The following is a 12,735-nucleotide window of genomic DNA, read 5'->3' as shown; positions in this document are numbered from 1 at the left end:
TTGGTAACCGCCGCGCCCGATCAGCGCTGCGCGGCCATCGTCTTGCGGAACCGCGCCAGCGCCGCGGCGAAGAAGATCGCCCCCGCCGCCGCCATCGCGGCAAGCTCGGGCCAGACGGCCTCGAGCCCCGCCCCGCGGAACAGCGTCGCCTTGGCGAAGGTGGTGAAATGGGTCGAGGGCGACAGGCGCATCGCGTCGGCCAGCAAGGGCGGCATGGCCTCGAGCGGCGTCACGCCGCCCGACAGCAGGTTCATCACCACGAATACCGGGATCGCCAGAAGCCCGAACTGCGGCATGGTCGTGGCCACCGTCGACAGCATGACCCCGAGCGCGCAGGCGGCGAACAGATAGACCGCCGCGCCCAGCGCGAAGAACGCGCTCGAGCCGGCCAGCCCGACCCCCAGCGAGCCGCGCACCACCAGCTCGAGCGACAGAACCGCCGCCGCCACGATCACCAGCCCGTTCGCCCAGATCTTGGCCAGCATCACCTCGGCCGGGCGCAGGGGAAGGGTCATCAGATGCTCGATCGTGCCGCGCTCGCGCTCGCGGATGACGGCGGCGCCGCTCAGGATCACGGCCAGGATGGTGACGTTGTTCACCACCTGCATGACCGCCACGAACCAGGCGGATTCGAGATTGGGGTTGAACGATGCCCGCACGCTGGCCGCGATGGCGGGCGCGCCCGCCGCGGCGCCGCGGCCAAGGAACGCCGCGGTCTCGTCGCGCAGGATGGCGGCCGCCTGGCGCGTGCCGGCGCCGGCGACGCTCATGGCCGTGGCGTCCACCAGAAGCTGCGCCTGGGGAACGCGGCCGGCCAGCAGGTCGGCCTCGAAGCCGGGCGGGATGCGCAGGGCGAAGGTGATGCGGCCGGCGTCCATCTCGGCGTCGGCCTGGCGGGCGTCCATCATGCGCGGCGGCTGGAAATAGGGCGGCAGGAACGCGCCGGCGATGCGCCGCGACAGCGCCGAGCGGTCCTCGTCCACCACCGCCACGGCGACGTCGCGCAGCTCGGTGCGCACGCCATGGGCGACGGCGTGGATGGCGAAGGTGAAGGTGTAGAGGATCAGCAGGACCAGGACCGGATCGCGCGCCAGGCTGCGCAGCTCCTTGAGGCCCATGCGCCAGATCTTTCGCAGGTCGAGGGCGGGCATCTCAGCGCTCCTGCTTGCGCAACAGCGCGGCCGCCAGCAGCAGGTGAAGCGCCGCGAACCCCGCCAGGACAAGGATCTCGGGCCAGAGCTGCGCCATGCCCAGCGCCTTGTTGTAGACCCCCGCGCTGATGCGCTGGAAATGCAGCGCCGGGAAGGCTTGCCCCACGATGCGCGCGGCGCCGGTCAGCGTCGCCGCCGGGTAGAGCATGCCCGAGAAGTTCACCGTCGGGATCATGACGATGATCGCCGAGGCGAAGATGGCCGCGATCTGCGTGCGCACGAAGGCCGAGATCAGCAGCCCGAAGCCCGTGCCCGCCGCCACATAGGCCAGCGCCCCCAGCGCCAGCGCGGCCGGATCGCCGCGCGGGACCAGCCCGAAGGCGACCGCCATCAGCGCGGTCAGAAGCAGGAAGCTGACCATGGCCACGGCGACGTAGGGCGCCTGCTTGCCGATCAGGAAGTCGAGCCGCCCGGCCGGCCCGACGCGGAAATTGGCGATCGAGCCGGTCTCCTTCTCGCGCACCACGCCCAGCGCCGCCAGCATGGCGGGAACCATGATGAGCTGCATCATCAGAACGCCCGGCGGGATGGCCTTGCGCGACTCGAAGGCCTGGTTGTAGCGAAAGCGCGGCTCGAAGGCGTATGGCGGCGCGGCGGCCGCGGCGGCGGCGGGGTCGGCGCTCCGCCGCGCGCGCAGGGCCAGGAAATCGGCCATCGCCCCCTCGGCATAGCCGCGCGAGGTCTCGGCGCGCAGCGTGTCCGAACCGTCGAGCCACATGCCCAGCTCGGCCGTGCGCCCGGCGTTCAGCGCGCGCCCGAAGCCGGGCGGGATCACCAGCGCAAGGCCGATCTCGCCGCGGGCCATGCGCGCGTCGATCTGCGGGAAATCGGTCAGCGGCGGCTTTTGCGCGAAATAGCGCGAGCCGGCGACCTGCTCGAGCAGCAGCCGGCTTTCGGGGCTGTCGTCCTGATCGAGGGCGGCGTAGCTCAGATTCTCGACGTCGAACGAGATGCCCAGCCCCATGGCCAGCATCAGGATCAGCGGCCCGCCCAGCGCGAAGGCGATGCGGATGGGATCGCGGATGAGCTCCAGCGCCTCGCGCAGCGCAAAGGCGCGGATGCGCCGAAAGGACAGCGCGCGCGCCGCGTCCCGCTCGGCGGCGCCGCGGCGGCGCGCGCCGGGGCCGGGGGCTTCGGGGGCCGGAAGGTCGGGGGCCAAGGGATCGGCGCCGGCCGGCTTGCCGGAGACCGCCGCCGCAGCCCGCCCGGGGGCCGACGCCGCGCCCGCCCCCGCTGCGCCGCCGCCCCGCCGCGCATCGCCCGGCTCGACGCGCGCGCCGTTCGGCGACGTCCCGATCGCCCCGCCCGCCGCGCCGGTCTGCGCCGCGTCCGTCCTGTCCGTCCGCGTCTCGTCCGGCCCCGCGCCATCCAGCCCGGCCTCCGCCTCGTCCAGCCCCGCGGCCTCGGCCAGCCAGGCGACGAAGGCGTCCTCGAGCGTCGCCGCCCCGCGCGCCGCGCGCAGCTCGTCGGGCGCACCCTGCGCCAGCACCCGCCCCGCATGCATCAGCGAAACGCGGTCGCAGCGCTCGGCCTCGTTCATGAAATGCGTCGAGACGAAGATGGTCACCCCCTCGTCGCGGCTCAGCTCGGTCAGCAGCGCCCAGAAGCGATCGCGCGCGATCGGGTCCACGCCCGAGGTCGGCTCGTCCAGGATCAGGATCTCGGGCCGGTGCAGCACCGCGACGGCAAGCTGCAGCCGCTGGCGCACCCCCAGCGGCAGATCGGCCGGGCGCGCGCGCGCAACCTCGCGCAGCTCGAAGCGGTCGAGCAGCTCTTCGACGCGGGCGCGCGCCTGTGCGCCGCGCAGGTCGAACAGGTCGGCGTGCAGCTCGAGATTCGCGCGTACCGACAGCTCGGCATAAAGCGAGAAGGACTGCGACATGTAGCCCACGCGCCGCCGCGTCGCCAGATCGTCCGCGCGCACCGGCGCGCCGAACAGCAGCGCCTGCCCCTCGGTCGGGTCGAGCAGGCCCGTCAGCATCTTCATCGTCGTCGTCTTGCCGCAGCCGTTCGAGCCCAGAAAGCCGAAGATCTCGCCGCGGCGGATGCGGAAGCTGACGTGATCGACCGCGGTGAAATCGCCAAAGCGCATGGTCAGCCCGCGCGCCTCGATGGCCGGCGGACCGTCGCGCTCGACGAAGGGGCGACGCACGGGCGCCGGCGGCGCGGCGCCGCGCGCCGGCGCCAGGAGCGCCGCGTAGGCCCGCTCGAGCGTGGGCGCGCCCGCGCGCGCCATCAGTTCGGCCGGCGCGCCCGCCGCAAGAACCCGCCCCGCATCCATGGCCGCCAGGTGGTCGAAGCCCTCGGCCTCGGACATGTAGGCCGTGGCCGCCAGCACCGTCATGCCCGGCCGGCGCGCGCGCAGGCGCGCGATCAGCCGCCAGAACTGCCGGCGCGAGAGCGGATCGACGCCGGTCGTCGGCTCGTCCAGGATCAGAAGGTCGGGATCGTGCACCAGCGCGCAGCACAAGGAAAGCTTCTGCTTCATCCCGCCCGACAGCTTGGCCGCAGGCCGGTCGAGGAACGGATGCAGCCCCGTCGCGCGCGTCAGCTCGTCGATGCGCGCGCGCCGCTCGCGCGCGTCCTGGCCATAGAGGCGCGCGAAGAAGTCGATGTTCTCGGCCACCGACAACGTCGGGTAAAGATTGCCCCCCAGCCCCTGCGGCATGTAGGCGATGCGCGCGCACACCCGCCGGCGCCAGCGCGGATCGGCCATGTCGCCGCCCAGCGCCTCGACGAGGCCCGTCTGGATGGCGCGCGCGCCGGCGATGAGCGAAAGCAGCGTGCTCTTGCCCACGCCGTCCGGGCCGATCAGGCCGACCATCCTGCCCGCGGGCAGATCGAGCGACACGTCCTCGAGCGCCGCGACCCGTCCGTAGCGGTGCGAAAGCCCGCGCACGCGCGCCGCCGCGCCGCCTGGCGATGGGCCGGGCGCATGCGGGCGCGGCGCGGCGCTCATCGGACCGGATCGGGCAGGCGCGGCGCCAGCTCGGGCGGCCAGGGCGCCGCGGAATCGAGCCGCACCCACCCCTCCGCGGGCACCCCCGCCTTGACCAGATCGATGCGCGGGGCGGCGATCTCGGGCGCGACGGTCAGCTTGACGCGGAACATCAGCTTGGCGCGCTCGGATTCGGTCTCGACGTATTTGGGGGTGAACTGCGCCTGGGAATCGACGAAGGCGACCGTGGCCGGGATCACGACGCGCGCGGTCGCCTCGGGAACGATCCGGGCCTCGGCGCCCACGCGCAGCGCCGCCGCCTGCGGCGCGGGCAGATAGACGTTCATGTAGACGTCCGTCAGGTCGAGCAGCGTCAGAACGCGCCCGCCGGCGGGGATGACCTCGCCCGGCTCGGCCAGCCGATGCTGCACCCGCCCCTGCACCGGCGAGACCAGCGCGTAATCGGCCAGGTCGGCCTTGATCCGCGCCACCGTCGCGGCGGCCGCGTCGATGGCCGCGCGCGCCCGCCCGACCGAGGCGCGGGCAAGATCGACGGCCGCGGCGGCGGCCTCGCGGCGGGTGCGGGCCAGGTCCACGGCCTCCTGACTGGCGTGGCCGCGCGCGTTGAGCGCGAGGGTGCGCAAGAGCTCCTGGTTCTGGAATTCGAGCTCGCTGGCGCGCTGGCGCGCCAGGGCCTGCGCCTCGATCAGCGCCTGTTCGGCCTGGGCGCGCATGGCCTCGGCCTCGTTGAGCTGGGCGCGCAGCTGCGCATCGTCCAGCCGCGCCACCACCTGGCCGGGCGCGGTGCGGTCGCCCTCATCGACCAGCACTTCGGCCAGGCGGCCCGGGAATCGCGAGGCGACGTCCACGCGCGTGACCTCGATCCGGCCGTTAGAGCGGGCGAATCCGGGCGGCGGGCCGTCCTCGAGCACGGCGCGCCACCACCAGGCCCCGCCAAGGGCGGCGGCAACCGCCGCCGCGCCGATCGCTGCGCGCGCCAAGGGGTGCATGCGGCCTCCGATCATCCTGCGCGCCCGCGAATGCGGGCGGATCATCCATCGCGCCCGCCGGCCGGGCGCCGGGGCGCACTATCGCAGCGGCCAAGCCGCGGCGCCAAGCGCTTTTGTTGCATTGCGGCGAGAAAGCGCCGATTGACTTCTCCGATTGTTTTCGTCAGAAATAACCCGTCCCAGCCGCGGCCCACCGCACCGCCCCGCCGCAACGCCCGGACGCGCCCCATGCAAGGAGAGACGGAATGACCACCCCCAATCCGCACCGCCCCTGCGCGCGCCCGAACCGGGCGCTGCCAGCGCATCCCACCCCCGTCGGCCGCGCCGCCGCAGCGCAGGAGGCCTTGGCATGAGCCGCCATCAGGACCCCCGCGCCTTCCATGCCGTCATCCGCACGGCCGGCGAGCCGGGCGCCGCGGCGGCCGACCCGCCCGGCGCGCTGACGCGGCCGCGTCATGCTGCGCGCGTTCTCACCCGCGGCGGACGCGAAGCCGAAATCGAGCTTGACGGCATGATCTACAATCTGCGCATCACGCGTCAGGGCAAGCTGATCCTGACGAAATGAGCGACGCGCCCGCCCGGCCCCCCGCCGGGCCGGGCCCGCCGTCCCGAACGAGGGCCCATGGCGGACGTGCATGACAGGGCGACGCGCTCGCGCACGATGGCGCGGGTGAAGGCGCGCGACACCAGCCCCGAGCTGGCGCTGCGCCGCGCGCTGCACCGGCTGGGCCTGCGCTACCGGCTGCATGGCGCGGCGGCGGGCGGCGCGCTGCCAGGGCGCCCGGATCTCGTCTTCGCCGGACGTCGGGCGGCCGTGTTCGTGCATGGCTGCTTCTGGCACCGGCATGCGGGCTGCCCGCGCGCCAGCACGCCCGCCTCGCGCCTGGACTACTGGCTGCCGAAATTCGCCCGCAACCAGGCGCGCGACCAGGCCGCCCAGGCGGCGCTGCGCGCGGCGGGCTGGCGCGTGGCGGTGGTGTGGGAATGCGCCCTGACGCGCGCGCGCATCGACGCGACGGCGCGCGCGTTGGCCGCCTGGCTGCGCGCCGACGCGCCCCCGACGCTGGAGCTGCCCCCGCCCGCGGCCGCGACGGCCCCGAACGGCGGCCCCGAGCCCGGAACCGGGTCGGGCGCCGGATCGGACGTCGAGCCGGGCGCCGCGCCGCCCGCATCCCGGCGCCAAAGCTGAGGACCAGGCGGCGCCGGCCGCGCGCGGCGGCCGCCGCTGCGCGCGGCCGCCCGGGCCCGACACGGGCGCAGGTCCCGGAGGCGTCGCAACGCGGAAAGGCGGACCGGGGCGGGGCCGCCGTCCGAGCCGCAACGATCCCGAACGGGAAGACGGCGGGAAGACAAAGCGCCATGCACGCCGCCCCACCGCCGCGGTTGCCGCGCCTGACGCGCGCCCGCGCCGGCAAGGGTCCGCGACAGACCGCCGCGCCCGCCGATGGCGCCGAAACCATGCCGGCCCCGGCGATGCGCCGCCTCGAACCACCCCTCGCCGATCGACCGCAAGCGGCGCCTGGATCGCCCCCGAGCCCGGGGCGCGGCGCAATCCCTTCCCTTCGCGCCGCCCGGCCCGAAACCGGCGCCGCCCTGAACGCCCGGCGCCGGTTGGCTCGAAGCGGCCGCCTTGCCCTGGACGCCCGGCCCCGGGCCGAGGCCGGACCCGCCCGAACGCCCGGCGCCGCGGGGGCCGGAGCGCGGCGCCCGGCCCCGATCGCGTCGGCGCAAGGCGTCGGCGGTCATGGCGCCCCGTCGCTGCTCGCGGGCCATTCCCGGCGCAGCGGGCCGGGCGCCCCCTTGCGGCGGCTCCGGGGCCGTCCCGTCCGCGACGAAAACGCCCCGGCGCGGCGGGCGCCGGGGCGCGGCGGCGGCTACTCGGCCGCGTCGGAATAGGCCTCCATCGGCGGGCAGGTGCACACCAGATGGCGGTCGCCATAGGCGTTGTCCACGCGATTGACCGGGGGCCAATACTTGTCCACCCGGAAGGCGCCGGGGGGGAAGCAGGCCTGCTCGCGCGAATAGGGGCGGTTCCACTCGCCGACCAGATCCTCGACCGTGTGCGGCGCGCGCTTGAGGGGGTTGTCCTCGCGGTCCATGCGCCCCTCCTCGATGGCGCGGATCTCGTCGCGGATCGCCAGCATGGCGGCGACGAAGCGGTCGAGCTCGGCCTTGGGCTCGCTCTCGGTGGGCTCGATCATCAGCGTGCCCGGCACGGGCCAGCTCATGGTCGGCGCGTGGAAGCCGTTGTCGATCAGACGCTTGGCCACGTCCTCGACGGTGACGCCGGCGGATTTCTCGAGCGGGCGCAGGTCCAGGATGCACTCATGCGCCACGCGCCCGCCCGGCCCCTTGTAGAGCACCTCATACGCCCCCTTCAGGCGGCTGGCGATGTAGTTGGCGTTGAGGATGGCGACCTTGGTCGCCTGCGTCAGCCCCGCCCCGCCCATCAGCAGGCAATAGGCCCACGAGATGGCCAGGATCGACGCCGAGCCCCAGGGCGCGGCCGACACCGCCCCCTCGCCCGCCAGCGGGTCGCCCGGCAGGAAGGGCGCCAGATGCGCCTTGACCCCGATCGGCCCCATGCCGGGGCCGCCGCCGCCATGGGGAATGGCGAAGGTCTTGTGCAGGTTCAGATGGCTGACATCCGATCCGATGTCGCCCGGACGCGCCAGCCCGACCATGGCGTTGAGGTTGGCGCCGTCCATGTAGACCTGCCCGCCATGCTCGTGCGTGATGCGGCACACCTCGCGCACCGTCTCCTCGAACACGCCATGGGTCGAGGGATAGGTGATCATGCAGGCGGCCAGCTCATGCGCGTGCTTCTCGGCCTTGGCGCGGAAGTCCTCGAGATCGATGTCGCCGTTGGCCGCGGCCTTGACGGCCACCACCTTCATCCCCGCCATCTGCGCCGAGGCCGGGTTGGTGCCGTGCGCCGAGGTGGGAATGAGGCAGACGTTGCGCCCCTCTTCGCCGCGGGCGCGGTGATACGCGCGGATGGTCAGAAGCCCCGCATACTCGCCCTGCGCGCCCGAATTGGGCTGCATGGACATGGCGTCGTAGCCGGTGATGGCGCACAGCTTGCGCGACAGGTCCTCGACCATGATCCGGTAGCCCTCGAGCTGATCGGCCGGGGCGTAGGGATGCAGCGACGAGAACTCGGGCCAGCTGAGCGCCAGCATCTCGGCCGTGGCGTTGAGCTTCATGGTGCACGAGCCCAGCGGGATCATGGCCCGGTCCAGCGCCAGGTCCCGGTCGGCCAGGCGGCGCATGTAGCGCGTCATCTCGGCCTCGGCCCGGTTCATGTGAAAGACCGGGTGGGTCAGATAGGGCGTGCGGCGCAGCAGCGCCTCGGGCAGGCGCGGGGCGGCCTCGACCTCGTCCCAGCGCAGATCGAGGCCGAAGGCGCGCCAGACGGCCTCGACCGTTTCGGGGCGCGCGACCTCGTCCATGGCGATGGCGATGCGGTCGTCGCCGACGCGGCGCAGGTTGATCCCCTCGGCCAGGGCGGCGCGCATGACCACGCCCTGAAGCGGCCCCACGCGCACGACCACCGTGTCGAAGAAGGCGCGCGGCGCGGTCTCGAAGCCGCCGCGCTCGAGCCCCGCCGCAAGGCGCGCGGCCTTCATGTGCACGTCCTGCGCGATGGCCTTGATGCCCTCGGGGCCGTGAAAGACCGCATACATCGACGCCATCACCGCCAGCAGCGCCTGGGCGGTGCACACGTTCGAGGTCGCCTTCTCGCGGCGGATGTGCTGCTCGCGCGTCTGAAGCGCCAGGCGATAGGCGCGGTTGCCGCGCGCATCGACCGACACGCCGACGATGCGGCCGGGCATGGCGCGCTTCCACGCGTCGCGCACGGCCATGTAGGCCGCGTGCGGGCCGCCCGCGCCCATGGGCACGCCGAAGCGCTGGGTCGAGCCCACGGCCACGTCGGCGCCCATCTCGCCCGGCGACTTGACCAGCGCCAGGCTGAGGATGTCGGCCGCCACCACCGCCAGCGCGCCATGCTCGTGCAGCGCGGCGATGGGATCGGAGAAGTCGCGCAGCTCGCCGTTCACGCCGGGGTTCTGGAACAGCGCGCCGAACACGGCCTCGGGGTTCAGGTCGCGGAAGGGATCGCCGACGATCACCTCGATCCCCAGCGGCGCGGCGCGCGTGCGCACCACGTTGATCGTCTGGGGCAGGCACTCGGCGTCCACGAAGAACGCCGCCGCGCGCGACTTGCCCGCCCGCCGCGCAAGGGCCATGGCCTCGGCCGCGGCCGTCGCCTCGTCCAGAAGCGAGGCGTTGGCCACGTCGAGCCCCGTCAGGTCGGCGACCATGGTCTGGAAGTTGAGCAGCGCCTCGAGCCGGCCCTGGCTGATCTCGGGCTGGTAGGGCGTGTAGGCGGTATACCAGGCCGGGTTCTCGAGGATGTTGCGCTGGATCACCGGCGGCGTCACCGTGCCGTGATAGCCCATGCCGATCAGCGAGGTCAGCGGCTTGTTGCGCGCCGCCACCTCGCGCAGGCGGAAGATCACGTCGCGCTCGGACAGGGCCGGGCCCCAGTCGAGCGGCTCTTCCTGGCGGATCGAGCGCGGCACCGTCTGGTCGATCAGCGCGTCGAGGCTGGGCGCGCCCACGGCCTCGAGCATGGCCTCCATCTCGGCCGGCGAGGGGCCGATATGGCGCCGGTTGGCGAAGTCGTAGGGGTCGTAGTCGGTGAAGGGGCGGGACTGGCTGCGGGCGGTCATCGGCGCGCCCTCCTCAGGCGATCATGTCCTTGTAGGCGTCCTCGTCCATGAACTCCTCGATCGCCGAGGGATCGTCGGCCTTCATGCGGAAGAACCAGGCGTTCATGGGGTCCTCGTTCACCAGGGCGGGGTTCTCGACGATCTGCTCGTTGATCTCGGTCACCACGCCCTCGAGCGGGGCGGCGATGTCCGACGCGGCCTTGACGGATTCGATCGTGACCACCTCGTCGCCCGGCGCGATCTTCTGGCCCACCTCGGGCAGCTCGATGAAGACGATGTCGCCCAGCTGCTCGGCGGCGTGCTCGGTGATGCCGACGGTGACGACGTCGCCGTCGAGCTCGAGCCATTCGTGGTCTTCGGTGAAACGGATCATCGGGGAACCTCAGCGCTTGTAGGAGGTGGGAACGAGGGGAAGGGGCGCGACCAGCGCCGGCACGCGGCGCCCGCGCAGCTCGGCGAACAGGCGCCGTCCCGGCTCGGCCAGCGCGGCGGGCACGTAGCCCATCGCCGCCGGCGCCTGGAGCGTGGGCGAGAAGCCGCCCGAGGTGACGTGCCCGACGGGGGCGGCGACGTCCTCGTCGGCGAAGAGCGGCGCGCCCGCGCGCACGGGCGCGCGCCCCTCGGGACGCAGGCCGACGCGGCGGCGCGGCGCGCCCTCGATCAGCTGGCGCAGGATGACCTCGGTGCCGGGAAAGCCGCCCTGCCGCGCGCCGCCGGCGCGGCGGGTCTTCTGGATCGACCAGGCCAGATCGGCCTCGACGGGGGTGGTGGTTTCGTCGATGTCGGCGCCATACAGGCAAAGCCCCGCCTCGAGGCGCAGGCTGTCGCGCGCGCCAAGGCCGGCGGGCTCGACCGCCTCGTGGTCGAGCAGCGCCTCGGCCAGCGCGCGCGCCGCCTCGGCGGGAACCGAGATCTCGAACCCGTCCTCGCCCGTGTAGCCCGAGCGCGTGACGAAGCAGTCGGCGCCGAGAATGGTCATGCGCCGCGCATCCATGAAGCGCATCGTCCCCACCGGCGCGCCCAGGGCGGCCAGCGCGGCTTCGGCCATGGGCCCCTGCAGCGCCAGAAGCGCGCGATCCTCGATCATCCGCACCGAGGCGGCGCCGTCGAGGCGCGCGCGCAGATGCGCCAGGTCCGCCGCCTTGCACGCGCCGTTGACCACCAGCGCCAGCGCGTCGCCCTCGCGAGCGAACATGAAGTCGTCGAGGATGCCGCCATTCTCGTTGGTGAACAGCCCGTAGCGCTGGCGCCCCGGCGCAAGGCCCAGCACGTCGGCGCAGGTGACGGTCTCGAGCGCCAGCGCCGCGTCCTCCCACAGCCCCGAGGCCGCGCGGATCGCGATCTGGCCCATATGGCTGACGTCGAACAGGCTTGCCGCGGCGCGGGTGTGCAGGTGTTCCTTGAGCACGCCGGCCGGATATTGCACCGGCAGGGCGTAGCCGGCGAAGGCGACCATCTTGCCGCCCAGCGCCAGATGCAGGTCGTGAAGCGGCGTGCGCAGCAGCGCCTCGTCGCCGGGGGTGCGGGTTTCGTCCGTCATGCGGCCCTCCGTGCCATCACGCCGGAAACGGCGGCACGGCCGCATGGTTCCGGCGTCGTTCAACGCGCGGTCAAGCCGCGCGCGCCGACGCCCCCTCTGTCCTTTCGCCTGAGATCGCTATCCCTTCGGCGGGCGCCGCGCGCCACTCTCCAGAGTCGGTCACCATGGCCCGCCGGTCCTTTTGCCTGAGAGTTTCCGGGGCGGTTGCTCCTTCGGCGCCGGACGCGGTCCGATCTCTCCCAGCGGGCGCGGTCAGGATAGCCCGCGCCCCGGCGCCGCGCAAGCGCCTCGGCGCGCGCTCAGCGCAGGCCCGCGACGCGCGCGCGCAGGCAGATCAGCGCGTGCACCACGTCGATGGTCGGCGTCGGCTCGTCCACCAGGCGCCCCAGCTCCTGCACGGCGGTGACCAGCGCGTCGATCTCCATCGGCCGCCCGGCCTCGAGATCCTGCAGCATCGAGGTCCGATGCGCTCCCACCGCCGCCGCGCCCTCGATGCGCCGGTCCACGTCGATGGGGAACTTCACGCCCAGCTTCTCGGCGATGCGCTGCGCCTCGAGCATCATGCTGCGCGCCACGGCCCGCGTTCCCGGATCGGCGCAGATCGCGTCCAGCGTCGCCAGCGTCAGCGCCGAGATGGGGTTGAAGGACAGGTTCCCCCACAGCTTGACCCAGATCTCGTCGCGGATGCGCGGGCGCACCGGCGCCTTGAAGCCCGCCGCCGTCAGCGCCCGCGACAGGCGCAGCGCGCGCTCGGAACGCTCGCCCGAGGGCTCGCCCAGCGTGAAACGCCAGCCCTCGACATGGCGCACCACGCCGGGGGCGGCGATCTCGGCGGCGGGGTAGACCACGCAGCCGATCGCGCGCTCGGGGCCGATGCCCTCCCACTGGCGCCCGCCCGGGTCCACGCTTTGCAGCCGCGTTCCCTCGAGCGGGCCGCCGAAGCGGTGGAAATACCACCACGGCACGCCGTTCACCCCGGTCACGACCGCGGTGTCGGGCCCCAGCAGCGGCTGCATGGCGTCGACCACCGCCGGCGCCGAGTGCGCCTTGAGCGTCAGCACCACATAATCCTGCGGCCCCAGCTCGGCCGGATCGTCGGTGGCGCGCACGCGCACGTTCAGCTCGCGCTCCTGCTCGATCAGCGTCAGGCCCTTCTCGCGGATGGCGGCAAGGTGCGGGCCGCGCGCCACCAGCGAAACCTCGGCCCCCGTCGCCTCGGGATCGGCGGCCAGGCGCGCGCCCATGAAGCCGCCGATGGCGCCGGCGCCGAAGATGCAGATCTTGATCGGATCGCCCATCG

At 73.6% G+C, this 12,735-nt stretch carries 9 protein-coding genes and 2 riboswitches; of the genes, 2 read left to right on the top strand and 7 right to left on the bottom strand.

Going from position 1 to position 12,735, the window contains the following annotated elements; all coding sequences use genetic code 11:
• Window positions 1-20: 20 nt before the first annotated feature.
• From BMW67_RS12270 to BMW67_RS12260, 3 genes are read right to left on the bottom strand one after another with little or no spacing between them, the layout of a single operon-like run.
• Window positions 21-1,151: an ABC transporter permease gene (locus BMW67_RS12270; RefSeq protein ID WP_072747845.1), complete on the bottom strand. Its 1,131-nt coding sequence runs from the start codon at window positions 1,149-1,151 to the stop codon at window positions 21-23.
• 1 nt (window position 1,152) lies between these two features.
• Window positions 1,153-4,170, bottom strand: coding sequence for a ribosome-associated ATPase/putative transporter RbbA (rbbA, locus tag BMW67_RS12265; protein WP_083581446.1), 3,018 nt, complete (start codon window positions 4,168-4,170; stop codon window positions 1,153-1,155).
• Window positions 4,167-5,159: an HlyD family secretion protein gene (locus BMW67_RS12260; RefSeq protein ID WP_072747844.1), complete on the bottom strand. Its 993-nt coding sequence runs from the start codon at window positions 5,157-5,159 to the stop codon at window positions 4,167-4,169. Before BMW67_RS12260 ends, rbbA begins: the two co-directional genes overlap by 4 nt.
• Before the next feature lie 439 nt (window positions 5,160-5,598).
• On the opposite strand from BMW67_RS12260, the gene hemP reads away from it, so the two are divergent.
• Entirely contained in the window at window positions 5,599-5,724 is a 126-nt protein-coding gene (hemP, locus tag BMW67_RS16055; protein ID WP_072747953.1) for a hemin uptake protein HemP, read from the top strand.
• Window positions 5,725-5,781: 57 nt separating this feature from the next.
• A complete protein-coding gene (locus BMW67_RS12250; RefSeq protein ID WP_072747843.1) occupies window positions 5,782-6,348 on the top strand; it encodes a very short patch repair endonuclease in 567 nt (188 codons plus the stop codon).
• 685 nt (window positions 6,349-7,033) lie between these two features.
• On the opposite strand, the gene gcvP is transcribed toward BMW67_RS12250, so the two are convergent.
• The 4 genes from gcvP to BMW67_RS12230 all read right to left on the bottom strand — a co-directional run bounded on the left by gcvP (window position 7,034) and on the right by BMW67_RS12230 (window position 12,721).
• Window positions 7,034-9,895 (bottom strand): aminomethyl-transferring glycine dehydrogenase, encoded by a 2,862-nt coding sequence (gene gcvP / locus BMW67_RS12245; protein WP_072747842.1) that lies wholly within the window; start codon window positions 9,893-9,895, stop codon window positions 7,034-7,036.
• Between the two features lie 13 nt (window positions 9,896-9,908).
• The gene (gene gcvH / locus BMW67_RS12240) at window positions 9,909-10,265 is read right to left on the bottom strand and encodes a glycine cleavage system protein GcvH (protein ID WP_072747952.1); all 357 of its coding nucleotides are present in this window, start codon (window positions 10,263-10,265) and stop codon (window positions 9,909-9,911) included.
• Between the two features lie 12 nt (window positions 10,266-10,277).
• Window positions 10,278-11,435, bottom strand: coding sequence for a glycine cleavage system aminomethyltransferase GcvT (gcvT, locus tag BMW67_RS12235; RefSeq protein ID WP_072747841.1), 1,158 nt, complete (start codon window positions 11,433-11,435; stop codon window positions 10,278-10,280).
• Window positions 11,436-11,521: 86 nt separating this feature from the next.
• Window positions 11,522-11,598, bottom strand: a riboswitch (glycine riboswitch).
• Window positions 11,599-11,687: riboswitch (glycine riboswitch) on the bottom strand. It abuts the riboswitch before it with no gap.
• Window positions 11,688-11,734: 47 nt separating this feature from the next.
• A complete protein-coding gene (locus tag BMW67_RS12230; protein WP_072747951.1) occupies window positions 11,735-12,721 on the bottom strand; it encodes a 2-dehydropantoate 2-reductase in 987 nt (328 codons plus the stop codon).
• Between the last annotated feature and the right edge of the window lie 14 nt (window positions 12,722-12,735).

Source organism: Oceanicella actignis (assembly GCF_900111545.1).
GTDB lineage: Bacteria > Pseudomonadota > Alphaproteobacteria > Rhodobacterales > Rhodobacteraceae > Oceanicella > Oceanicella actignis.
Note: the sequence above shows the minus strand (reverse complement) of the source record. Positions and strands in the feature narration are given on the sequence as shown.